The 22,302-nt window shown below is 48.6% G+C and carries 23 protein-coding genes, 1 tRNA gene and 3 pseudogenes; 19 read left to right on the top strand and 8 right to left on the bottom strand.

The features are described 5' to 3' along the window. Positions 1-186, top strand: a pseudogene (locus tag IQ219_RS03565) (hypothetical protein); the annotation flags it as partial. A 50-nt stretch (positions 187-236) separates the two neighbouring features. Then, positions 237-680, top strand: a complete 444-nt coding sequence (locus tag IQ219_RS03560) for a YraN family protein (protein WP_194071733.1) — start codon at positions 237-239, stop codon at positions 678-680. A gap of 23 nt (positions 681-703) precedes the next feature. On the opposite strand, the gene IQ219_RS03555 is transcribed toward IQ219_RS03560, so the two are convergent. Together IQ219_RS03555 and folE are read right to left on the bottom strand one after the other, a co-directional pair. Beyond that, positions 704-1,954, bottom strand: coding sequence for a competence/damage-inducible protein A (locus IQ219_RS03555; protein ID WP_194071732.1), 1,251 nt, complete (start codon positions 1,952-1,954; stop codon positions 704-706). Positions 1,955-2,167: 213 nt separating this feature from the next. Beyond that, entirely contained in the window at positions 2,168-2,872 is a 705-nt protein-coding gene (folE, locus tag IQ219_RS03550) for a GTP cyclohydrolase I FolE (RefSeq protein WP_190596973.1), read from the bottom strand. Between the two features lie 324 nt (positions 2,873-3,196). Between folE and pyrR the strand changes: the two genes are divergently transcribed. The 11 genes and pseudogenes from pyrR to rfbC all read left to right on the top strand — a co-directional run bounded on the left by pyrR (position 3,197) and on the right by rfbC (position 12,457). Further along, the gene (gene pyrR / locus IQ219_RS03545) at positions 3,197-3,733 is read left to right on the top strand and encodes a bifunctional pyr operon transcriptional regulator/uracil phosphoribosyltransferase PyrR (protein ID WP_190596971.1); all 537 of its coding nucleotides are present in this window, start codon (positions 3,197-3,199) and stop codon (positions 3,731-3,733) included. A 12-nt stretch (positions 3,734-3,745) separates the two neighbouring features. Further along, positions 3,746-4,174, top strand: a complete 429-nt coding sequence (locus IQ219_RS03540; RefSeq protein WP_194071731.1) for a hypothetical protein — start codon at positions 3,746-3,748, stop codon at positions 4,172-4,174. Positions 4,175-4,292: 118 nt separating this feature from the next. After that, entirely contained in the window at positions 4,293-7,538 is a 3,246-nt protein-coding gene (gene carB / locus IQ219_RS03535) for a carbamoyl-phosphate synthase large subunit (protein ID WP_194071730.1), read from the top strand. 81 nt (positions 7,539-7,619) lie between these two features. Further along, positions 7,620-8,090 carry a DUF29 domain-containing protein gene (locus IQ219_RS03530; protein ID WP_194071727.1) on the top strand — a complete coding sequence of 157 codons (471 nt, stop codon included), beginning with the start codon at positions 7,620-7,622 and terminating at the stop codon, positions 8,088-8,090. Between the two features lie 147 nt (positions 8,091-8,237). Continuing rightward, positions 8,238-8,870, top strand: a complete 633-nt coding sequence (locus tag IQ219_RS03525) for a DUF3177 family protein (protein ID WP_228016690.1) — start codon at positions 8,238-8,240, stop codon at positions 8,868-8,870. 115 nt (positions 8,871-8,985) lie between these two features. Then, the gene (proA, locus tag IQ219_RS03520; RefSeq protein WP_194071726.1) at positions 8,986-10,287 is read left to right on the top strand and encodes a glutamate-5-semialdehyde dehydrogenase; all 1,302 of its coding nucleotides are present in this window, start codon (positions 8,986-8,988) and stop codon (positions 10,285-10,287) included. Positions 10,288-10,412: 125 nt separating this feature from the next. Further along, positions 10,413-11,114, top strand: a complete 702-nt coding sequence (gene urtE, locus IQ219_RS03515; protein WP_020862100.1) for an urea ABC transporter ATP-binding subunit UrtE — start codon at positions 10,413-10,415, stop codon at positions 11,112-11,114. 94 nt (positions 11,115-11,208) lie between these two features. Then, complete coding sequence (locus IQ219_RS03510; RefSeq protein WP_190596961.1) at positions 11,209-11,385, top strand: hypothetical protein; 177 nt, start codon at positions 11,209-11,211, stop codon at positions 11,383-11,385. Beyond that, entirely contained in the window at positions 11,375-11,695 is a 321-nt protein-coding gene (locus IQ219_RS20480) for a type II toxin-antitoxin system PemK/MazF family toxin (protein ID WP_194071725.1), read from the top strand. Before IQ219_RS03510 ends, IQ219_RS20480 begins: the two co-directional genes overlap by 11 nt. Before the next feature lie 29 nt (positions 11,696-11,724). Then, positions 11,725-11,814, top strand: a pseudogene (locus IQ219_RS03500) (ABC transporter ATP-binding protein); the annotation flags it as partial. A 76-nt stretch (positions 11,815-11,890) separates the two neighbouring features. Next, the gene (gene rfbC, locus IQ219_RS03495; protein ID WP_194071723.1) at positions 11,891-12,457 is read left to right on the top strand and encodes a dTDP-4-dehydrorhamnose 3,5-epimerase; all 567 of its coding nucleotides are present in this window, start codon (positions 11,891-11,893) and stop codon (positions 12,455-12,457) included. Positions 12,458-12,506: 49 nt separating this feature from the next. Here the strand turns inward: rfbC and IQ219_RS03490 are convergent, their stop codons facing one another. After that, positions 12,507-14,378 carry a hypothetical protein gene (locus IQ219_RS03490; protein ID WP_194071722.1) on the bottom strand — a complete coding sequence of 624 codons (1,872 nt, stop codon included), beginning with the start codon at positions 14,376-14,378 and terminating at the stop codon, positions 12,507-12,509. Positions 14,379-14,538: 160 nt separating this feature from the next. Here IQ219_RS03490 and pdhA point away from each other — a divergent pair, with 160 nt between their 5' ends. The 4 genes from pdhA (at position 14,539) to IQ219_RS03465 (ending at position 18,574) form a co-directional block, all read left to right on the top strand. Continuing rightward, positions 14,539-15,567 carry a pyruvate dehydrogenase (acetyl-transferring) E1 component subunit alpha gene (pdhA, locus tag IQ219_RS03485; RefSeq protein ID WP_190596953.1) on the top strand — a complete coding sequence of 343 codons (1,029 nt, stop codon included), beginning with the start codon at positions 14,539-14,541 and terminating at the stop codon, positions 15,565-15,567. Positions 15,568-15,663: 96 nt separating this feature from the next. Next, a complete protein-coding gene (locus IQ219_RS03480) occupies positions 15,664-15,906 on the top strand; it encodes an AbrB/MazE/SpoVT family DNA-binding domain-containing protein (protein WP_194071721.1) in 243 nt (80 codons plus the stop codon). Between the two features lie 87 nt (positions 15,907-15,993). After that, positions 15,994-16,902 (top strand): phosphopantetheine-binding protein, encoded by a 909-nt coding sequence (locus IQ219_RS19970; RefSeq protein ID WP_228016689.1) that lies wholly within the window; start codon positions 15,994-15,996, stop codon positions 16,900-16,902. Between the two features lie 274 nt (positions 16,903-17,176). After that, a complete protein-coding gene (locus tag IQ219_RS03465) occupies positions 17,177-18,574 on the top strand; it encodes an MFS transporter (protein ID WP_194071720.1) in 1,398 nt (465 codons plus the stop codon). Here the strand turns inward: IQ219_RS03465 and xth are convergent, their stop codons facing one another. From xth to IQ219_RS03445, 4 genes are all read right to left on the bottom strand, one after another. Next, positions 18,575-19,372 (bottom strand): exodeoxyribonuclease III, encoded by a 798-nt coding sequence (xth, locus tag IQ219_RS03460; RefSeq protein WP_194071734.1) that lies wholly within the window; start codon positions 19,370-19,372, stop codon positions 18,575-18,577. Further along, positions 19,347-19,811: a DUF3750 domain-containing protein gene (locus IQ219_RS03455; RefSeq protein WP_194071719.1), complete on the bottom strand. Its 465-nt coding sequence runs from the start codon at positions 19,809-19,811 to the stop codon at positions 19,347-19,349. The genes xth and IQ219_RS03455 overlap by 26 nt, the downstream gene beginning before the upstream one ends. 30 nt (positions 19,812-19,841) lie before the next feature. After that, entirely contained in the window at positions 19,842-20,291 is a 450-nt protein-coding gene (gene ndk, locus IQ219_RS03450) for a nucleoside-diphosphate kinase (protein WP_190596940.1), read from the bottom strand. Positions 20,292-20,379: 88 nt separating this feature from the next. After that, on the bottom strand, positions 20,380-20,547 hold the full coding sequence (locus IQ219_RS03445) for a hypothetical protein (RefSeq protein WP_194071718.1): 168 nt from the start codon (positions 20,545-20,547) through the stop codon (positions 20,380-20,382). On the opposite strand from IQ219_RS03445, the gene IQ219_RS03440 reads away from it, so the two are divergent. Continuing rightward, positions 20,515-20,587 (top strand) — tRNA-Ala (locus IQ219_RS03440). The two genes, IQ219_RS03445 and IQ219_RS03440, sit on opposite strands and share 33 nt — an antisense overlap. 256 nt (positions 20,588-20,843) lie before the next feature. On the opposite strand, the gene IQ219_RS03435 is transcribed toward IQ219_RS03440, so the two are convergent. Next, positions 20,844-21,878 carry an aromatic ring-hydroxylating dioxygenase subunit alpha gene (locus IQ219_RS03435; protein WP_194071717.1) on the bottom strand — a complete coding sequence of 345 codons (1,035 nt, stop codon included), beginning with the start codon at positions 21,876-21,878 and terminating at the stop codon, positions 20,844-20,846. A 79-nt stretch (positions 21,879-21,957) separates the two neighbouring features. On the opposite strand from IQ219_RS03435, the pseudogene IQ219_RS03430 reads away from it, so the two are divergent. Continuing rightward, positions 21,958-22,302, top strand: a pseudogene (locus IQ219_RS03430) (S-methyl-5-thioribose-1-phosphate isomerase); the annotation flags it as partial.

The raw sequence follows: 22,302 nt of genomic DNA, 5'->3' as shown, positions 1-22,302 counted from the left end.
GCCCCCAGCCCTAGCCAACCCTCTTTGCCAAAAACGAAGGGAGAGATGTTACTACAACAAAATCAGGCTCCATCTATCGTGCCGCCCCAACCCAATGGTGATGCTGGGGCAACGGAGACGGAAACCCAGAGCCAAGTTCCTAGCTCCAACAATGGTTTGCCGGGGCCCATTCAGTCGAAGAAGTAGGCGTAATAAACAAGCCACCGGAGAGAACAATCACAATTAGTTAGGCAGTGATGGTGGACTTAGGAAAAGCAGGGGAAAGTTTGGTGGCGGCTTGGCTGGAACAACAGGGAGGAAAAATTTTGCAGCAACGCTGGCGATCGCCGTGGGGGGAAGTTGATCTGATTGCCCATTTTCCGGCAACAATGATGCTGGCCTTTGTGGAGGTAAAAACCCGTAGCAGCGGCAATTGGGACCAGGGCGGCTTACTGGCGGTTAATGGCCGCAAACAGGAAAAACTCTGGCAAACGGCCAACCATTTCCTTGCCACTCAGCCCCAGTGGAGTGATTTTAACTGTCGCTTTGACGTGGCGATCGTTTTTTGCCAGGGCAGATCAGGGGATGTGGGGGATAGGGACCTACGTTTACCTGCCAATTTAAAACTGGGTCAAAGCTTTTACTGGCAGGGTTATCGTCTCCGGTTAGAGCAATATTTAACCAATGCTTTTGGATCTTAGCAAGAGGCGGAGAAAATTCAGACTCAGCTACTCTGCAAACGCCTTCTTAGATAATCCAAAGCCTGGCAAGCGCTGAGATGTCTGATCCATTCCCGACCCCGGCGATCGCCAAATTGTAACAAAATATGACTAGTGTGACCGGCGGGATCCGCTAGGCCAACGTACACAGTGCCGACGGGTTTTTGTTCTGTACCACCACCGGGCCCAGCAATGCCAGTAACCCCAATCCCCCAATCGGTACCCAACCTTTCCTTCACCCCCAGGGCCATGGCCTCCGCTGTAGCCTCACTGACGGCTCCACAATATTCAATAATTTCCGGATCCACCCCGAGCAGTTTAATTTTCACCTGATTATCGTAGGCAATGACTCCGCCCCAAAAGTAGTCGGAACTGCCGGGTTGGTCGGTCAACAGAGCACCTAAGCCACCACCAGTACAGGATTCTGCCACCGCCACCGTTTCTCCCCGTTGCCGCAATAGGGTTCCTACCACCGACGCAATGGTGTCTTCATCCTCACCGAAATAATCTAAACCGGCGATCGCCTTAATTTGATCCACCACCGGATCGATAATTTCCCGGGCCAGGGCCTCGGAGGACGCAGCAGAGGAAACCCTCAAACGCACCTCCCCTTTACCTGCGTAGGGAGCCACGGTGGGATTGGTCAAATTGAAAAAATCCGTTACTTTCTCTGCCAGGGACGATTCCCCAATGCCGCGAAAGCGCAGTACTCGGCTGTAAATACTAGTTTGTCCCCAGCCCTGACTTCTGAGGTAGGGCACCGCTACCTCCTGCCACATCTGGTGCATTTCCGAAGGGACTCCAGGGAAAGTCAAAATTAATAGGTCCGGTTGGGGATGCCAAATCATGCCAGGGGCCGTTCCCGTTTCGTTGGCCAATACCTCTGCCCCCACTGGCAATAAGGCCTGCTTGCGATTATTAGCTGCCATGGGTCGCCCCGTCTGGGCAAATTTTGCCTCAATGTCGGCGATGACGGCAGCGCTTTCCTGCAAGGTCGTCTGGAAAAAATCTGCGATAGTTTCCGTCGTTAGATCGTCCGGGGTCGGCCCCAAGCCCCCAGTGAAAATGAGAATTTGAGCTCGTTTCTGAGCAATGGCGATCGCCTGTTTGATGCGCTCTGGGTTATCCCCTACCACCGTTTGGAAATAGTGGGGAATGCCAAGGCGGGCCAATTCCTGGGCCAGGTATTGACTGTTGCTATTGAGGATTTCCCCTAGCAATAATTCGGTGCCAACGCAGATAATTTCAGCTGCCATGGAATAATCCTGTCAACAAGTTAACGTCAATGCCGCCCTGCCATGCCCAAAAACTGCCTAGGGGATAGACCAGATTGGATTAATTGGAGCAAATTTAAGTGTTTTTATTCAGCTAGGGAATGCTTTAGCAGTCTTAAATTGTATGTCCCACTCCCCCCACTAAAAATCCGGCAATATCTGACCAAATTTAGTGGGGCTTCCTCCCTGGAAAAATTAATAGAAATTGGGTTGATGACGAATCAAATTTAAAAACTCTTCCCGGGTTTTTTGCTCATCTTGGAAAGAACCGATCATGGCACTGGTAACTGTCCAGGAACCTGGTTTTTGAACACCACGCATCACCATACACATGTGGGTTGCTTCCATCACCACCGCTACCCCCCGGGGATCGAGAATTTCCTGTACCGCCTCGGCGATCTGCCTGGTGAGGCGCTCCTGCACCTGCAAACGACGGGAAAACATTTCCACAATGCGAGCTAACTTGCTGAGACCCACTACTTTTTGATTGGGAATATAGGCCAGGTGAGCCTTACCCATAAAAGGCAACATGTGGTGTTCACACAAACTGAAAAAGTCAATGTCCCGAACCAAAACCATTTCATTATGGCCTTCGTCAAAAATAGCGCCATTAACCAATTTTTCTAAGGATTGGTCATAGCCTTGGGTCAAAAACTGCATTGCTTCCGCCACCCGCTTGGGGGTTTTTAGCAGGCCTTCCCGTTCCGGATCTTCTCCCACCGACTCCAGCATGATGCGCACGGCATCCATCATTTTTTCTTTATTCAACTCAACATTTTCGGTGTGGTATTTCACCTCTTGCCCATTGTGGGTATTACGGTCAGGTAAGGAGGAAACTTGATTCACTAATTTGCCGGTGTTCATGCCGTTATTGATGGGATGGGAAGAAGCAATGGTCACAATAAATTGGAGGTTATGGGTGTATTTGTTAGCCCTAATGCCCCAAGCGCCTTGATTGTATCGAATGATGCAGTCTCTAAAATTGTATCCGTAAAAGACCTCCGCACCGTCGATGGGTCGTAATCAGAGCCGGACTAGGCACGTCTCTGGAGGCGGATCCCTGGGAGCAGTAGCAAAAAGATTAGGATTTCATTAAGAAATGTAACAATGAGTCTCCCAAATCATACCATGCCCCCACCGCCCGGGGGGTCAACATTGATGACTTTGCCCTGTTACAGTGTCAATGGCAGGATGACTTTTTTACATTGGTGTAGGTGATGGTCCATGGCGACACAGATCATTGAGATTCTTTCCCCGGAGGAAATCCGGCGTACCCTGACCCGTTTGGCTTCCCAAGTAATTGAGAAAAATGGTGACCTGTCGGAGTTAGTGTTACTGGGTATCTACACCAGGGGCGTTCCCCTCGCCCATCAGTTAGCTCAGCAAATTGAAATGTTGGAGCAGGTTAAGGTCCCCGTCGGGGCGATCGATGTTACCCTTTACCGGGACGATTTAAAACGGATTAAAACCCGTACTCCCGCCAAAACAAAGATTCCCCTCAGTTTAACGGGCAAAAGGGTGGTGTTGGTGGATGACGTGATTTATAAAGGTCGCACTATCCGGGCGGCCCTCAATGCGGTGACAGAATATGGTCGTCCCCAGGTGATTCGTTTGTTGACGTTGGTGGACCGGGGCCATCGGGAGTTGCCCATCCATCCCGATTTTGTTGGTAAAACCCTGCCCACAGCGGCGGAGGAACAGGTAAAAGTATATCTACAGGACCCAGATGGCCGAGACACAGTGGAATTGATTAAGGGTTAAGTGTGAGTAGTAATGGAAGTTTTTTGGGTGATTGGGCTGCGGTCCTGTTTGCGGCTTTTCGGTGCGTTTTGGATTTTTGGTGGTTTTTTGACCCTACAGGCGGCCAGGGAATCTTTATCCCTAGATCGCGCCCTGGAGGCGATCGCCATGGAGAAACAGGACCGGTTACTGAGTTATTTCCTATTGTTGGGCGGTCTTTTCACCCTGACTACGGGAATGGGGTTGGTTTTAGCCAGTCGCTTGGTTTTTATCCCTTTAGCCCTGTCCATTATTTCTCAGTTGGTTTACTTTGGGCTGCAAAAACGCCGCTTTAGTCGGGCCAAAACGACGGAAGAAAGGGAAGATGCCCAGGTACAACCGGCCACTGTTAATGCTTTTAAGACTTCTTGCCTGGTGGCGATCGCCTGCGGCATTGGTTGGATGGTGGGGTCGCTTAAATAGGGTCAAGGCCGGGATTTTTGGTCAATAAATCCGGATATGGGAGCGGGTTCCGATCGCCGATAAAGCCTATACAATGATTGGGATCGAAATCCCCATCACGTCTCGGACAGTTTTACCTATGCCACGCCGCAACGACTTAAACAAAATTATGATTTTGGGGGCTGGCCCCATTGTTATTGGTCAAGCTTGCGAATTTGACTATTCGGGCACCCAAGCATGTAAGGCGTTAAAGGAAGAAGGCTATGAGGTGGTGTTGGTCAACTCCAACCCGGCGTCGATTATGACTGACCCGGAATTAGCCCACCGCACCTACATTGAGCCGCTGATCCCGGAGATTGTGGAAAAAATTATTGCCAAGGAAAGACCGGATGCGGTGTTACCGACCATGGGGGGACAAACGGCGTTGAATTTAGCCGTCTCCCTTTCCAAATCCGGGGTGTTGGAAAAATATGGGGTGGAATTAATCGGTGCTAAGTTGCCGGCGATCGAAATGGCGGAGGACCGGGATTTATTCAAACAGGCCATGGCCCGCATTGGGGTGCCGGTCTGTCCCTCTGGCATTGTCAACAACATGGATGATGCCCGGCGCATCGCCGCAGAAATTGGTTCCTACCCCTTAATTATTCGCCCCGCTTTCACCCTAGGAGGCACCGGGGGGGGCATTGCCTACAACCAGGAAGAGTATGAAGAAATGGCCCAGTTTGGCCTGGACCAATCCCCCATGTCCCAAATTTTGGTGGAAAAATCCCTGCTGGGTTGGAAGGAATACGAGCTGGAGGTGATGCGGGATTTGGCCGATAACGTGGTCATCATCTGTTCCATTGAAAACTTTGATCCCATGGGGGTCCACACGGGGGACTCGATCACCGTGGCTCCAGCCCAGACTTTAACTGATAAGGAGTATCAACGACTGCGGGACTATTCCATTGCCATCATTCGGGAAATTGGCGTGGAAACGGGGGGATCGAATATTCAGTTTTCCGTTAACCCAGCCAATGGGGACGTGATTGTGATTGAAATGAATCCCCGGGTGTCCCGCTCTTCAGCCCTGGCTTCCAAGGCTACTGGGTTTCCCATTGCCAAATTTGCGGCTAAGTTGGCGGTGGGCTACACCCTCAACGAAATTTCCAACGACATCACCAAGAAGACCCCGGCTTCCTTTGAACCCACCATTGATTACGTTGTTACCAAAATTCCCCGTTTTGCCTTTGAAAAATTCCCCGGCTCCGAACCGATTCTCACCACCCAAATGAAATCCGTTGGGGAAGCGATGGCGATCGGACGTACCTTTCAAGAATCCTTCCAAAAGGCATTACGTTCCTTGGAAACAGGACGATTTGGCTTTGGTTGCGATCGCCATGAGACTTTACCCACCCTTTCCCATCTCCGTTCCCAGTTGCGGACTCCCAACCCAGATCGGGTCTTTTCTTTGCACCATGCCTTGAACCTGGGTATGACCGTGGAGGAAATCCATGAGCTAACGGCGATCGACCTCTGGTTCCTGGACAAATTGGAGGACTTGGTCAAAACGGAAAAATATATGAAACAACGGGGTTTAAAAGACCTCACCACTGCCGATCTGCGCTACATCAAACAACAGGGCTTTGGCGATCGCCAGATAGCCTTTGCCACCAAAACCACCGAAGACGAAGTGCGGGCCTACCGTAAATCCCTGGGCATTACCCCTGTGTATAAGGTGGTGGACACCTGTGCGGCGGAATTTGAAGCCTTTACTCCCTACTACTATTCCACCTACGAACCGGAGGAATGCGAAGTGCTGCCCTCCGACAAGCCCAAAGTAATGATCCTTGGTGGTGGCCCCAACCGCATTGGCCAAGGGATTGAATTTGACTACTGCTGTTGCCACGCCGCCTTTTCCCTTAGTGATGCGGGCTACGAAACCATCATGGTCAACTCCAACCCTGAAACCGTTTCCACCGACTACGACACGAGCGATCGCCTCTATTTTGAACCGCTCACCAAGGAAGATGTTTTAAATATCATCGAAGCAGAAAATCCGGCGGGTATCATTATCCAATTTGGCGGCCAAACTCCCCTCAAACTGGCGGTGCCCCTCCAGCAATATCTCCATAGCCCCGATTGCCCAGTGCAGACCAAAATCTGGGGCACTTCCCCCGACTCCATCGATACGGCCGAAGACCGGGAGCGTTTTGAAAAAATTCTCCACGAGTTGAATATCAACCAACCACCCAACGGCATTGCCCGAGATTACGAAGAGTCCAGAGTAGTGGCCAACCGCATTAGTTATCCCGTCGTAGTGCGGCCCTCCTATGTGCTAGGGGGACGAGCCATGGAAATTGTCTATTCCGACGAAGAATTGGAACGGTACATGACCTATGCGGTGCAAATTGAGCCGGATCATCCCATTTTGATTGACAAATTTTTAGAAAATGCCATCGAAGTGGACGTGGACTCCCTCACCGACAAAACCGGCAAAGTGGTCATTGGCAGCATCATGGAGCACATTGAAGAAGCTGGTATCCACTCCGGGGACTCCGCCTGTTCCATTCCCTACACCAGCCTTTCCGAGGGGGTACTAGCCACCATTCGCCAGTGGACCGAACAATTGGCAAGAGCTTTAAAAGTGGTGGGTTTGATGAACATTCAATACGCTGTGCAAGGGGAACAGGTTTATATCCTGGAAGCTAATCCCCGGGCATCTCGCACTGTGCCCTATGTAAGTAAAGCCACCGGCCGTCCCCTGGCTAAAATTGCTTCGCTGGTGATGTCTGGCAAAACCCTAGAAGAACTGGGGGTAACGGAGGAATTTATTCCCCAGCACGTAGCCGTTAAGGAAGCGGTGCTCCCCTTCAGTAAATTCCCTGGGGCAGACACTTTGTTGGGGCCAGAAATGCGTTCCACCGGGGAAGTGATGGGTATTGACAGCGACTTTGGCAAAGCCTTTGCTAAGGCCGAGTTGGGAGCGGGGGTAATTTTAGCTACCACCGGAACGGTATTTGTGTCCATGAGCGATCGCACCAAAGAGGCGGCTGTGCCCGTGGTTAAAGACTTAATGGATCTAGGCTTTAAAGTGGTGGCCACGGCCGGTACCCAAAAAGTTTTGCAACAGCATGGCATTGAAGGGGTAGAAGTGGTGCTCAAACTCCATGAAGGTCGCCCCCACGTCATCGACTGGATTAAAAACGGCCAAATCCAATTTATTATCAACACCCCCAGCGGTGAGGAATCCCAGTTAGATGGCCGCACCATTCGCCGGGCCGCACTGGATTATAAGTTGCCCATTATCACCACGATCGCCGGCGGAAAAGCCACCGTGGCCGCCCTCCGCAGTCTGCAAGACCACCCCCTTGATGTGAAGGCATTGCAGGATTATTTGGGCTAATTTGTTAAGTTAAATAGGATGGGCTCAATCAACGAACCAGTTTATTTAACTTATTTCTGAATACAGTAAAAAGGTAGAGCAATGTCTTTAACCGCCGTAGCCAAAAGCCTCTATGAAGAAGATTATCTCCTTTGGTTAGAAACGACCTTGGATCAGCTTAAATTACGCCAAGTTGAGCAAATAGACTGGGATAATTTAGTAGAGGAAATCGAAGGTTTGGGCATTCAGCTACGCCATAAAGTTGATAGCTATCTGCGACAGTTGCTAATTCATCTACTCCTCTATCGCTATTGGACAACAGAACGGGAAAATTCCGGTCGGGGCTGGCGTGGTGAAATCGGTAACTTCAGAGATGAATTGGAGAACTTGTTAGAGTCAAAAACTCTTTACAGTTTTTTTCTCACCCGCATTGATTTGATGTATCTCAAAGCAAGAAGACGAGCCATCGACAAAACAGGGTTAGCAGCCCAGATTTTTCCTGAAAATTGCCCGTTTTCAGTGGCGGAATTATTGGATCCAGATTTTTACCCCGACGCTGCAACTACCGACTGAATAAACCACATCTAAATGCCTTACGGTGTTTTTTCTTTGGGTTACGAGTCGCTAGGTGCGGAAATTTTTCCCAGATTGAATGAATGAAGATTAATGTCTGAAAATTTGGTAGCCTAGCAAAGCTGGGGGTTCACATTTTAGTAGGCGTTGCCCCTTAGTTTTGTCAAATTTTTCGATGGTGTTATGGAAGTAGACGGCATTTGGTTGCGGTTAATCTGGTTGGACTATCGCTTGGCGGTCATCGTTTCTGTGTTTATCCCCCTGGTGCTGGTCATTTGGTCAGCCTTTAAACGGGTAGATGCCATCAATCGTTTGCTAATCATCTATTGGCGGGTGGCCAGCCTGTTGATGGTAACGGTCTATCTCCTGATTCCCGGCTGGTCCTTGGCTTTCTTCACTGGTTTTGCTGCCCGTTGTCTAATTCCGGTTAGTTTGTGGTTTTGGGTGGACCTCAATGACGAAATCAAGGATTTACCCCCTTCCCCTTTGAAATTGGCCACCACCACTTGGCGTTGGGGCATCACTATTTTTTCCTGCTTTGCCATCTTGGTAAATATTCCTTTCCTTTCCTGTGGGCTGAATGGCATTGGTGGAGCGGAAAGTTTCTGTCAGGTTTGGCTCCAGCCGCCCCTACATTACAAGGCTTGGTTCCACGCCAATTCCAACACTGGTTTCCTTGGCTTTTTGGGCATTATTGGCCTAGTGGCCTATGTGATTTATTTCCTCTCTTTCCTGGTTTTTCGTCTGGGTCGTCAAGGGCGATCGGCTCTGGATCATTAAGGCCATTGCCCCGGTTAAAGCCGTGAATATTTTCTTCTGGGCTTTGCTTTTAGCTCCCCACGGTTGCCCCGTCCTGAAAAATAACTAAAGTAACTGCATCGTTAACGTCTAACCCATGGTTATTTCCCCTAGCGTTTCTGCCCTCCCTACCCTGGCTCACAATGCCCGCCAAGCGGCCCTCTATTTGGGCACCCTCAGCACCGCCGAACGGAATCAGGCGATCGCCGCCATAGCTGATGGTCTAACGGCCGCCATGCCAGAAATTTTGGCTGCCAACCAGGAAGATTGTGCCGCGGCGGAAGCCATGGGCATTGCTAAACCCCTTTATAACCGCCTGCTGTTGGGGGAAAGTAAGCTCAAAAGCACCATTGCCGGGGTGAAAGATGTGGAGCATTTACCCGATCCGTTGGGCCAAGTTACCCTCCATCGACAATTGGATGAGGGTTTGGTGTTAAAACGGGTTGGTTGTCCCCTGGGGGTGTTGGGGGTGATTTTTGAGGCGCGCCCGGAGGCCCTGATCCAAATCAGTAGTTTGGCCATTAAATCCGGCAACGCAGTCATTCTCAAAGGAGGTCGGGAAGCCACCCGTTCCTGCCAAGTTTTAACCGAAGTTATTCAAACCGCTTTGGCTAAGACTGCAGTCAAACCAGAGGCGGTTAACTTGCTCACCACCAGGGAAGAAATTCGGGGCCTGTTGGCCCTAAACCAGTATGTGGATTTGATTATTCCCCGGGGTTCCAACGAGTTTGTCCAATATATTCAACAAAATACCCAAATTCCTGTGTTAGGCCACGCCGATGGCATTTGTCACCTTTATCTGGATGCCCAGGCTGATTTGGCGAAGGCCATTGCCGTAACAGTGGACGCAAAAACCCAATATCCCGCTGCCTGCAATGCCATTGAAACCCTTTTGGTCCACCAGGCGATCGCCGCTGAATTTTTACCGCCTTTGGCCCAGGCCCTAAAGGAAAAAGGAGTTAGTCTACGGGGAGATGGTGAAACGCAAAAACTAATTGATTGTGAACCTGCCACCGAAGTGGATTGGCGCACTGAGTATAGTGATCTAATCCTCTCCATCAAAATTGTGGATTCCCTCGAAGCGGCGATCGATCACATTAACCAGTACGGTTCTAAGCACACCGATGGCATTATCAGCGAAGATTTGGCCGTAGCAGAACAGTTTTGTCAGCGGGTAGACGCCGCCGGGGTTTACCACAATTGTAGTACCCGTTTTGCCGACGGTTTCCGCTACGGATTTGGGGCGGAGGTGGGCATCAGCACCCAGAAAATGCCTCCCCGGGGCCCGGTGGGTTTGGAGGGTTTAGTCACCTATAAATATCAACTGTGGGGCCATGGTCAGATTGCCGCCACCTATACTGGCCAGGGGGCCAAAGCTTTTACTCACCTTGACCTTTAGTCACACCCCATTGTCCTGGTTCCAGCCCATGGGAGGGAATAATTAACAAAGGTTGACGGGACGTTTGAACATTCTGGGTAGCTATGTTATCCTTTCCCCCATTCTTGGCTAATTGGATCGTCCCCATGCTACAAATTTCCGACCTGAATGTGTATTACGGAGAAAGTCATATTTTACGTAATGTGGACATGTCCATCGCTCCGGGGCAGATGGTGTGTTTGATCGGACGCAACGGGGTTGGTAAAACCACTCTACTTAAAACCATTATGGGACTGCTTTCCCCCCGCAGTGGTTATGTGGTTTATGGCGATCGCCAGTTGAATTCTGTGCCGACGGATAAACGGGCCCGTTTAGGCATTGGTTATGTGCCCCAGGGCCGGGAAATTATTCCCCGCTTGACAGTGCAGGAGAATTTACTGCTGGGATTGGAAGCCTGTGCGGATAAAAGTCAACGACAAAAAGGCATTCCCGACGAAATTTTCGAGCTTTTTCCTGTGCTCAAAACCATGCTTTCCCGCTGGGGTGGGGACTTGAGTGGTGGTCAGCAACAACAATTGGCGATCGCCAGGGCCTTGATGGGTCAGCCCAAACTATTGCTATTGGATGAACCGACGGAGGGCATTCAACCATCCATCATTCTGGAAATTGAAGCGGCGGTGAAACGGATTATTGCAGCCACAGGCATTTCCGTTCTTTTGGTGGAACAGCATTTACACTTTGTCCGCCAGGCTGATCGTTACTATGCCATGCAAAAGGGAGGCATTGTAGCTTCCGGGGAAACCCAAACCTTGAGTCAGGAGGTTATCCAAAAATTCTTGGCTGTTTGATTGTATTTTCCAACCTATTTTGGGGAGGGGAAATGACACAGATCACTTTAATTCCGGTGCTAAGCTGAGAAAGCAGTGAATGGTGCAGACAATTATGGATTCTCTAACAGAAATATTGGAAATTAAACTACAAAAATGGCAACCAGACATAGCCACCCAAGTTCGAGAGAAAATCAGAGAAATAATTGAACTAGCTGATCAAGATGCCCTAGATATTCTTCGCTCCCGAGCAATCGAACAAGAGGTATTAGATTTACTCGATGAGTCCTAAACCTGGTGACGTTTGGCTTGTTGACTTAGGCATAGCCGCAAAGACTCGTCCTGTTGTTGTGGTATCTCGTTATGACACAAATCCTCCACGAGCTTTAATTATCTATGTTCCACTAACCACCCAATATCGACACAGTCAGTATGAAGTTTCTTTACCAAAACTAAGCTTTCTGAAACAAGACTCCTTTGCGAACATTCAGGGCTTAGGATCTATTCCAAGGACAAGACTAGATCGGAAATTGGGTGAATTATCAAGTGAGACCTTACAAAAGATAAGACAAGCGATAATTTTTGTATTGGGTTTGCAGTAATAATCAAGGGCTTGATCAGCGCCGGTCTTTACTATGCCATGCAAAAGGGAGGCATTGTGGCTTCCGGGGAAACCCAAACCTTGAGTCGGGAGGTAATTCAGAAATTTTTGGCGGTTTAAGATTTCCAGATTTTCCTCAGCTGACCGATTAATGGTATTTTTTCGGGTGTCGTAACCCTAAAGAGGAATTTGATCTGTGAACGTGATTCCCACGGCGATCGCCGATGTGTTCGTTTTAGAACCCAAAGTCTTTGGCGATGAACGGGGTTTTTTCTTTGAGAGTTACAACGATAAAGTTTTCCAGCAGGCCGTGGGCATAGACCCCCATTTCGTGCAGGATAACCATTCCTTTTCTCGCCAGGGAGTACTGCGGGGGTTACATTACCAAATCCAGCATCCCCAGGGAAAACTAGTGCGGGCTGCCCGGGGAGAAATTTTTGACGTGGCAGTGGATCTGCGCCGCAATTCTCCCAGTTTTGGCCAGTGGGTGGGTTATATTCTCAATGACCACAATAAAAGACAGCTATGGATTCCCGCCGGTTTTGCCCACGGTTTCGCCGTCCTTTCCCCAGAGGCAGAAGTGCTGTATAAGGCCACGGATTACTATGCGCCGACCTATGATCGCACCTTACTGTGGAATGACCAGGCCATCGGCATTGACTGGCCCTTACCTACTCCGCCCCTGTTATCTCCCAAGGATCAACGGGGTCTTCCCCTAGCCGAAGCGGAGGTGTTTGATTTTTCCGGACCTCCTCTTTCCTGAGTTGCCCAAAGGTTTGCTCAGAGGAATGAAGGCTTCCTTCGCCGCCACCTTAAGGAGAAGGGGGCAAAATGTCAGCTTTCCCCGTTCCCTGGCCGAATTTTTGCCGGAGCCATTGCCAGATTTTTTCTAGTAATTGTTCTAGGCCGTACACTAGGCGGTCAAGCCATTCCAAGCACCAAACCAAAACGTGTTTGTCATAACCCAAACTCTGGGCCTGGGTTTCAATCCAATCAAAGGCAGTTTCCAAATCCTGGGGCGATCGCCGCTGGTTGGCCATTTGCCCGCTGGAGTGAAGCAATTTTCCTTTTAGTTTAATCTCCCCTTGATCAGACAAAACTTTTTCATCTAAACCCCAATCCTCCTCCAGCCAGGGATCTTGCACCACCATCCCAGGAGCACCAGGGGAAACGGAATTGACTAAGGCAGATTTTTGCCGGCCAGGGCGTTTACTGCGACGGCGGCTAGGGGCGATCGCCTGGGAATGATTACCGGGCACCGACAAAGCAAGATTGTGGTGGTTTTCAATGGTGTCTTCTGTCCATTGCTCAACGGTATGGGCTCCAGCGGATGAGCCACTGCCTTGACCCAATAGGGGCGTAACCATGGCGGGCATGGGTAAATCGGCAAACAATTCTTCCCAAGCTAACCAAGGACTTGGCGGTTCCCCTGGCAAGGCAGCGTTATTTCCCTCTTCTCTTCCCAGGGATGGGGCTGAACTACTGCCCTGGGGACCAAAAAAGTAGGCGATCGCCGCTTGGAGAATCACTTTCAACTCAAACGGGTCTGGGGCACTGGCGGGATGGCGATCGGGATTGAATAATTGCTCCAGGGTTTGTTGTACCCGGTGCTGTAAATCTTGTCCTAGATGTTGCACTGTGGGGGGCAACACCTCCACAATTTGCTGGGACAGTTGTTGGGATTTAACTACGGTGGCTTCAATGACTGGTTGTTGTCCTAAATTTTTGAGATGGCGATTTGTTTGCCCCAGCCAATCTTTAATGCCTGCTACATTAGCCTGGACGGTATTAGTTGGAACAATGGCAGTAGATGAAGGTAAAGCGGGTCTGGTTTGCCAACGGTAAATGCCCTGCCAGAGCCAATCCAGGGGGGCAAGTACCTTTACCCTCTGTTCTCCTTGACCATTGCTATCAGCGCCGGTAATTAGAGGAATACCCCGCCATTGTTTGGCCTGCAAAGCCCATTGCCGACGACGTTGATAATGCCATTGGGCCAACTCCCGCCGGATTTGTTGTTGCAATTGTTGCTGTTGCTCCGGGGAAAACACATCCAGAGTTAAATTGTCTTTGGTGGTCAGCACTAAACGGCGATCGCCACAACGGGAAGCTAAACCTTGAATGACAATGGCATCGTTACCAGAGCGAAAAATATTTTTTACCTGTTCACCAAATTTAGCTAGTGGGGACGGATTATTGCTGGGGGGTAAAGCCGGCTTTTCTGGCTGGGCGGGTAAAGCTAGGTCTTGGTTATGAACGGAAAGGTTATCTTCCCCAAGGGATTGATCATTAATTAAAACGGAGAAATCTTGAGCTAAAACTAAACCCTGATTTGTTTGGTTCACCTCAACATGGTCAAACCAAGCTTGCAGGGAAGTAAGTACCGTTGCAATGGGTTGGTCAGCGGCGATCGCCAAAGCTCCCCTATCCTCGGAATTAACCCTGTCTCCATCTTTTCCGGGAGGTAAAGCCCTTTGATTCTGACCCTCTTCACCCCCTAACACTGGCCCCAACCACTTTTCTGGATGTAGCAGCCAGTAAAAGGGATACATTAAAGCCTGGACGCCCCATTCCGCCGCCACCCGCAGATGACGCACCGTTTCCCCCAGGCGATCGCGCAACCGTTGGGATTGGCGATTGAGATTGGTAAAAAGACGACTCTTGTAGGGGCCGCGGGAACTAGACATGGGAACTACCGATTACCAATGGAATGGTCACAATGCTCAAAGACTAGAGTGATCAGATTGTGTTCTATCCTACCCCGACTAGATGGGGCTGACCGACTTCGCTTAGAATCTACCATGGGGTGTAAACCTGCCCTCCATTCCACCTACTGCAAATTGTACTATGGTTTCAGAACGCATTTTGCCTGAATTGAACACCGCAGAAATTTCCCTGGACCGAGAAACGGCCCTAGTCCTTTACGAAGACATGGTCCTGGGTCGCTTCTTCGAGGATAAATGCGCTGAAATGTATTACCGGGGCAAAATGTTTGGTTTTGTCCACCTCTACAACGGCCAGGAAGCGGTGTCTTCCGGCATCATCAAGGCCATGCGCCAGGATGAGGACTATGTTTGCAGCACCTACCGAGACCATGTCCATGCCCTTAGTGCCGGGGTCCCAGCGAGGGAAGTAATGGCGGAACTGTTCGGCAAAGAAACCGGTTGCAGTCGGGGGCGGGGTGGTTCTATGCACCTATTTTCCTCGGCCCATAATCTGCTGGGGGGATTTGCGTTTATTGGGGAAGGGATTCCCGTGGCCCTGGGGGCGGCTTTCCAAACCAAGTACCGCCGGCAAGTTTTAAAAGATGACAGTTACGACCAAGTCACGGCCTGCTTTTTTGGGGACGGCACCAGCAATAACGGCCAATTTTTTGAATGCTTAAACATGGCTGCCCTCTGGAAATTACCCATTCTGTTTGTGGTGGAAAACAATAAATGGGCGATCGGCATGGCCCATGAGCGGGCCACTTCCCAACCGGAAATTTACAAAAAAGCCAGTGTGTTCAATATGGCTGGAGTAGAAGTGGACGGCATGGATGTGGTGGCAGTCCATAAGGTGGCAACGGAAGCGGTGGCTAGGGCCAGGGCAGGGGAAGGGCCGACGTTGATCGAAGCGTTGACCTATCGTTTCCGTGGGCACTCCTTAGCAGATCCCGATGAACTTCGGTCTGCGGAAGAAAAACAATTTTGGGCCGCCCGGGACCCCATTAAAAAATTTGCCGCCTTCATAACGGAACACGAGTTGGCCAGCAATGAAGAGTTGAAGGAAATTCAAAAACGCATTCAAGGGGTGATTGATGATGCGTTAACCTTTGCCGAGTCTAGCCCCGAACCCAACCCGGAGGATCTGAGGAAATATATTTTCGCTGACTAACTCCTGTTGTTAGCATTTCGGAGTACCTGTCCCTGCCGCCGTAACGTGTATTCACGTATATTAAATGTATAAACGTCGTGCAGGGCGATCGCCAAAATGATCACACAAAGAATCACCAAATGGGGAAATTCCCTAGGCATTCGACTTCCTCAATCCATTGTCCAGCAATTTGGCTGGAAAGAAGGGGAACAGGTTGCCATTACGGCGAAAGACGAACAAGTTATTCTGTCTTTAGCCCGACCAAAATATAGCCTGGCAAAGTTACTCGATGGGGCCCAACCGGAAAACCAACACGCCGAAGTTGATTGGGGGAATGCCCAAGGGGAAGAGTCTTGGTAAAGATTAGCGGCATCGTTCCCAAACGGGGCCAGATCATTACTGAGAACATTGGGTTAACCCCATGAAAAAATTCCAAGAATCAAATCTATGGCTCTAACAATCGAACAAGCCCAAGAACGAATCATTCAAATTTATCAATGTATTGATACTCGATCTGAATGTTTTGGGTGCTTAGTTAATTGGCAAGAGGGAATTTCATGGCACTATGGAATTGCATTAACTAATGAATTAATATTTGATACAGCAGGTTTCAATATTTTTGAAAAAAATCGAGATTCTTTTTTTATAGTTCCTGACGTACAAGAATACACTCCAAAGGAGGTAGTAGATAGACTTTGTTATTTTGTCATGTGTTTTAGAGATTGGGATTATGGTATTTTGGGCTGGAATTGTGAGCATGCCGCCCGACTTATTGCCAGCAACCAACCTATTTCTTATGAAGTAAAGAAGGCACCTTTTCCAATCCCCCGACTCAATCATAATGGTTGGCATCCAGAAGCAAAGGCAATTTTTGCAACTTTTATCAATGAAAATCCTTATCTATTAACCGATATATTCACCTTGCCCATTAAAACAAAAGCTAACATAGAAAAAATTCAAACTTTTAGCTCATATTATTCCACTCCAGGGACTTCAAATTTATATCAAGATGATCAAGACAAAGTTGCGATATTTTCTGATATACAAAAGATAATTGTCGAACAACTAGAGATTGAGCCAGAGCAAGTAGACTGGAATAGTCATCTTTCCCATGACTTGGGTGCGGATGAGCTTGATTTGATTGAAATCATTATGATTCTAGAGGAAGAGTTTGATCTTGAAATTCCAAATAATCTATTAATGGTTCCTAATTTTTTAAATTGTTCTGGTTCTTCTAGTTCAAGTGATTTTGTTGCCATTGGAAGTTCAAATTCTTTTTATAATAATTCTGTTGTTGCTTGTACTATCGGAGATCTAACAAACTTTGTTTATAATCATCGTCATAATGGGAAATAAGACTCAAAAAATTGAGAGTTATAAAACATAAATTTTGTAAATACACTAAAGATTAATTTGTAATAATCAAGATAGAGATAAATAACAGGAGAGAATAAGAGCAAAGATAATTTTAGATATTTTGAACTAGCAAAAATAGGCTTTGCCAATAGTCCTCTGGGGAAGGTTAGATAATTCGGTCGCAGTTTGGGAGAATGGAATGGTCAGCCGTTGGAGCTTGCAGATAATCTTGCGGCCAACGAGTTGATTGAGTATTTTTTCCCACCCCCTGTGCATGGAATCTAAGTTGCTAAGTGCAAATCAAGGCTTTGGCCCGGTTTTAAGAAATTCCCGTTTTTTGTTCCTCTGGGTTGGTCAAATCTTTTCCCAGTTGGCCGATAAGTTTTATCTAGTTTTGATGATTGCCCTGATCGCCAACCATTACCAGGCTGAAAATCAGTCCATCAGCGGTTGGGTGTCGGCCATTATGATCGCCAATACCATTCCAGCGGTGCTATTTGGTTCCCTGGCGGGGGTTTACGTTGACCGTTGGCAAAAAAAACAGGTGTTGGTGATTAGCAATTTTTGTCGGGGCCTTTTAATTTTGCTGTTGCCTTTCCTCCTCTGGGTTGGCGATCGCCATGATATCAATTTGCCGGTGGGATGGTTACCTAGTTTTCTGCGTCGTTGGCAGACAGAGGAACACCAGTACTTTGCTTTGCCATTGGGTTTTGCGATTTTGTTGGCGGTTACCTTTGCGGTGTCCACCCTGACCCAGTTCTTTGCCCCAGCGGAGCAATCGGCCACGCCCTTGGTGGTGCGACGGCGGAATCTATTGGCGGCCAATTCCCTCACCACCCTGACCATGATGGGGGTGTTGATCATTGGTTTTGCCATTGGGGAACCCCTGCTTACCTTGGCGGATAGTCTTTTTCCCCAGGCTGGAGATGTGGGACCAGTGCTGGTAGTGGCGAGTTGTTACTTGGTGGCGGGCATTGTCTTGCTAATGCTGAAAACGGGGGAAAAACAGGCCGATCCCGATTTGGTTCACCCCCATGTACTGAGTGATATTCAGGATGGCATCCGTTATCTCCAGGAAAATCATCGGGTGCGCAACGCCCTGATTCAGTTGTTAATTTTATTTTCCATTTTTGCCGCCCTATCCGTGTTAGCGGTGAGTATGGCCGCCCATCTGCCCGGGTTGAAGGCTTCCCAATTCGGCTTTTTGCTAGCTTTTGGTGGTTTGGGCATGGCGATCGGGGCCCTGAGCATTGGCTACATAGGGCAACGGTTTTCCCCCACGGAATTGGCCCTCTGGGGCTCCCTGGGTATGGGGGTTTGTCTAGCAGGATTGGCCTTGTTTGACCATAGTTTAGTGCTGACTTTTGTCACCATCACCATCATGGGTTTTTTCGCTGCCATGGTGGGGGTGCCGATGCAAACGTTGATGCAGGTGGAAACGGACCCGGAATTTCACGGCAAAGTATTTGGCTTGGAAAATAATGCCAACAATATCGCCCTGTCTTTGCCCTTGGCTCTGGCGGGGGTGGCGGAAAGCTTATTTGGTCTCACCCCGGTGTTGTTATTTTTGGCCGCGGCGGCGATCGCCGGGGGAGTTTTAAGTTGGTATATCAATGAAAATAGTCCCCCCGTGGCCCCCCGTAAAGCGAAAGGATCTTCATCTTCAAGCTAGCTAATCCTTGATGGTCACCACCACCGGAGCATGGTCACTGGGTTTTTCCCAGCCCCTGGGTTCTTGGTCAATCCAACACCGTTGGGCTTGGGCGTAAAGTTTTGGGGTCAGGTAATGGTGGTCAATGCGCCAACCCCGGTTGCGACTAAAGCCCCTAGTGCGATAATCCCACCAACTGTAATGGCCCGTTTCTTCGGTAAATTTGCGAAAAGCATCCTGCAAATCGGCGATCGCCAACACATCTTTTATGGCCTGTCGTTCAACAGGGGTGGCCATGATGTGATTTTCTCGTCCTTTAGGATCATGAATGTCTCGATCCTCTAGGGCAATGTTGAAATCCCCACAGACTAAAAATTCCGGTGTATCGCTCTTGCTCAGGTTATGGAGATAGGTTTTCAGCGTTTTTAACCAACGCAGTTTATACGAATATTTTTCACTGTCCGGGGCGGAACCATTGGGAACGTAGAGATTAACAATTCTTACACCCATGTAAACACCACTTATGACCCGTTTTTGTTCATCCAAATCCCCCGTTACTTCTGACCCTAGCAGGGGCGCAAAGCCAATTTTCACATCCTGCAATGGTTCACGGCTAAAAATGGCCACGCCATTATAGGACTTCTGCCCAGAGATGAAGCAATGATAGCCCGCCGCTTCAAACGGTTGCCGGGGAAAATCTTCATCCACCACCTTAGTTTCCTGCAAGCAAAGCACATCAACGGTGTTTGTGCCCAACCAATCAAGGATATGTTGTTGGCGACTGCGAATAGAGTTAACGTTCCAACTGGCGATGTCCATGGGAAAACCGAGAAAAGATAGATTGGCCATAGCCCCGGCCTACCCCCCGCCAGCCTAGATCAAAATTAATTTCCGCTCTTTCTAGCACCCAGTGGGCATAGGTGTTGCTATTGGGGCCAGGCCAGTAACGATAGCTGTAGCAGTGGGGATAAAGTTGGGGGCTATTAAGAATAATTTCCCCCAGGCGATCGCCAAGGGCACCAGACCAGTGCTGGGCCAAAAAACTGGGGCCGTTACCCACCCCACCATAGGGAGTCAACAAGTTTTGGTGGAGATGACCCCAACTAGGGGACTTCAACTCTCGCCGTTGCCACACCTCCCATCTTTGTAAATTTTCTAAGCTTTGACCATGGCGATCGCCGACCACATACCAATAGTGGACAGCCCAGCGACCAACGAAGGGAATTTTGGCCCACAACAGTTGCACTTCCATCGCCATGGCGGTTAAGCAAAAAGCTACGGGAATAATCTACTCGTATAGCCAAGGGTTGAGGGTGGCGTGCCATTCATTCACTTCTTCTTCCTTGAACCAGAGGGCAATTTCCCGCTTAGCAGTTTCAATGGCATCGGAACCGTGGATGATGTTGCGCCCGACGGAAACTCCATAGTCTCCGCGGATCGTGCCAGGGGCGGCGGCATGGGGATCCGTGGCCCCAATCATTTGGCGGGAAGTGGAAACCACAGAATCGCCTTCCCACACCATGGCTACCACAGGGGAAGAACAAATAAATTTCACTAAACCAGAAAAGAATGGTTTATCGTTGAGAGCTTCGTAATGTTTTTCTGCTAATTCCTGGGAAACAGTCATCACCTTCATGGCGACTAATTTGAAGCCTTTTTTCTCAAAACGGCCGACAATTTCCCCAATTAATTGCCGTTGTACCCCATCGGGCTTGATCATGATAAATGTGCGTTCCATGGCAACCTCCGTTTGCTTTTTCTGTTAAAAAAACTTAACAATCACCCTGTATTTTACATGGTTTGGGCATCGGGATTATCTATGGTGACTAGTCCCAACCGGGAGAGTAAAAATCGCCCTGGCGATCGCCGTTGACCCTGACTGGAGAGAGGGGCGCAACAATAATCTTGGCAAAAAGCTTGACAATGGGCACCACTTTCAGCACAATGAAATACTGTGACTCGGGGCTATAGCTCAGTTGGTAGAGCACTTGCATGGCATGCAAGGGGTCAGCGGTTCGAGCCCGCTTAGCTCCATAAAATTTATGTCCGTTCCTGCTTAGTTATTGGGGTTCAGGGGGTTTTTCCTAATTGGACTCATGATCCCATGGTTTCGGTTACCCGAAAAAGACGGCCGTGCGAAAAATTATTGATGCCATCTTCTAGGGGAAATGCAGGGGATATTGGTGGGAAATGCTGCTCCACAATTTTTTACCCAGCAAATGGTGGGAGCAATTCAATCAAAATTTAAATATAGTTAAATTAGAGGCAAAAATATTATTAAAATGGGAAACTATCCAGTTTTTCTTTGCCTTGACCAAGCTGAAGGCTCTAGGTGGTTCACATAATTAATATAGTGGGTTAGTGGTTTATCAACACTCAATAAAATATTTGGCTTAAATTTAATATTGTCATAAATTAAACCATCTTCATGGCGCAGAAAATAGTAAGCTAATCTTGTACAAAACAAGAGAAAGTGACTGACCAAATAACCCATAATACCAGGGCGTTTTGCGGTAACGTAAATAGGTTGAATTCGGATTTTACTCAACTCGGTATTAACACCATCAGCCTGTAAACTGGGCAGAGGGGTGTAAGCATAGATCATGTGTAGAGGAGGGAAAAAACGGACATTTTTCATAATAGTCAACAAACCGATGCAACCATTGTCATAGCGCATGGAATATTCATAGGTTTCTCCCAAAAAATAGTGTATTAAACTTTCTCTAAAAGTAGTGTTTGGCACATTGCCTTTCATGGTGAAATCAATTTGAGTTCCTGATTCATTTTGCCGCAGGGATAAATCCATTTTGATATCAAGATGATGGACTGTCTTCAGATGTTGGGCATCAATACCATTCATCATGCAAATATGATGGTGACACTTTCTTTCAAAGGCTTTATCCGCTTGGATGATCAGTTTTTTGCCCTGAAGCTCGTCAAATTCTGGTAAATCATTGGGGGCAATGGCCTCTGGAAAAACCCAAATAAAGCCATATTTTTCAGCGGTGGCATAGGATGCTAACTTTGCTTTGGAGGGAATTGTTGACTGGCAGGGAATATGGCGACATTTACCCGTTTCATCAAAGGCCCAACGATGAAAGTTACAGCGGATCCAGTTGCCTTCCACCTGACCTAAACCTAGGTCTGTGCCGAGGTGGGGACAGTAGGCGTGTAAAGCCCGTACTTTTCCATCTTGGCCCCGAAATAGGACAATTTTTTGCCCACAAAGGGTTATGGATTTAGCTTGGCCGTGCCGTAAGGTCTGACTAGGACAAACAATATACCAACCCTTGGCAATAATTCGCCAATTATTAAAGATGTCCATGGTTGAGCAAGGTGAGAAGCTAAGATTAGCAAGGGAAACAATTTTCTATTTATTGCTCTGCTAAGAAGTTACTTTGAACATGACCCAATCTACTAATTTTGTCGATGTTTATCCAGTACAGTGGCGAGATGATCAGGTAATTCTCATTGACCAGACCCGTTTACCTTTGGAATACAAGGAAGTGGCGATCGCCGATTATGAGGCCATGGGCCATGCCATCAAATCCATGGTAGTGCGGGGGGCACCGGCCATTGGGGTAGCGGCGGCGTATGGTATGTATTTGGGCGCTAGGAGAATTCAAACGACGGAATTAAGAGAATTTGTGGCGCAGTTGGAATTTGTGGCGGACCAGTTACGTCAAACCCGGCCTACAGCGGTAAATCTATTCTGGGCCATTGATCAAATGTTGAATGTGGCTTACCAC

Origin of the sequence: Synechocystis sp. LEGE 06083 (assembly GCF_015207725.1) — a bacterium.
Classification (GTDB): domain Bacteria; phylum Cyanobacteriota; class Cyanobacteriia; order Cyanobacteriales; family Microcystaceae; genus Synechocystis; species Synechocystis salina.
The sequence above is the reverse complement of the archived record's forward strand: the minus strand, read 5'-3'. Positions and strand labels throughout refer to the sequence as shown.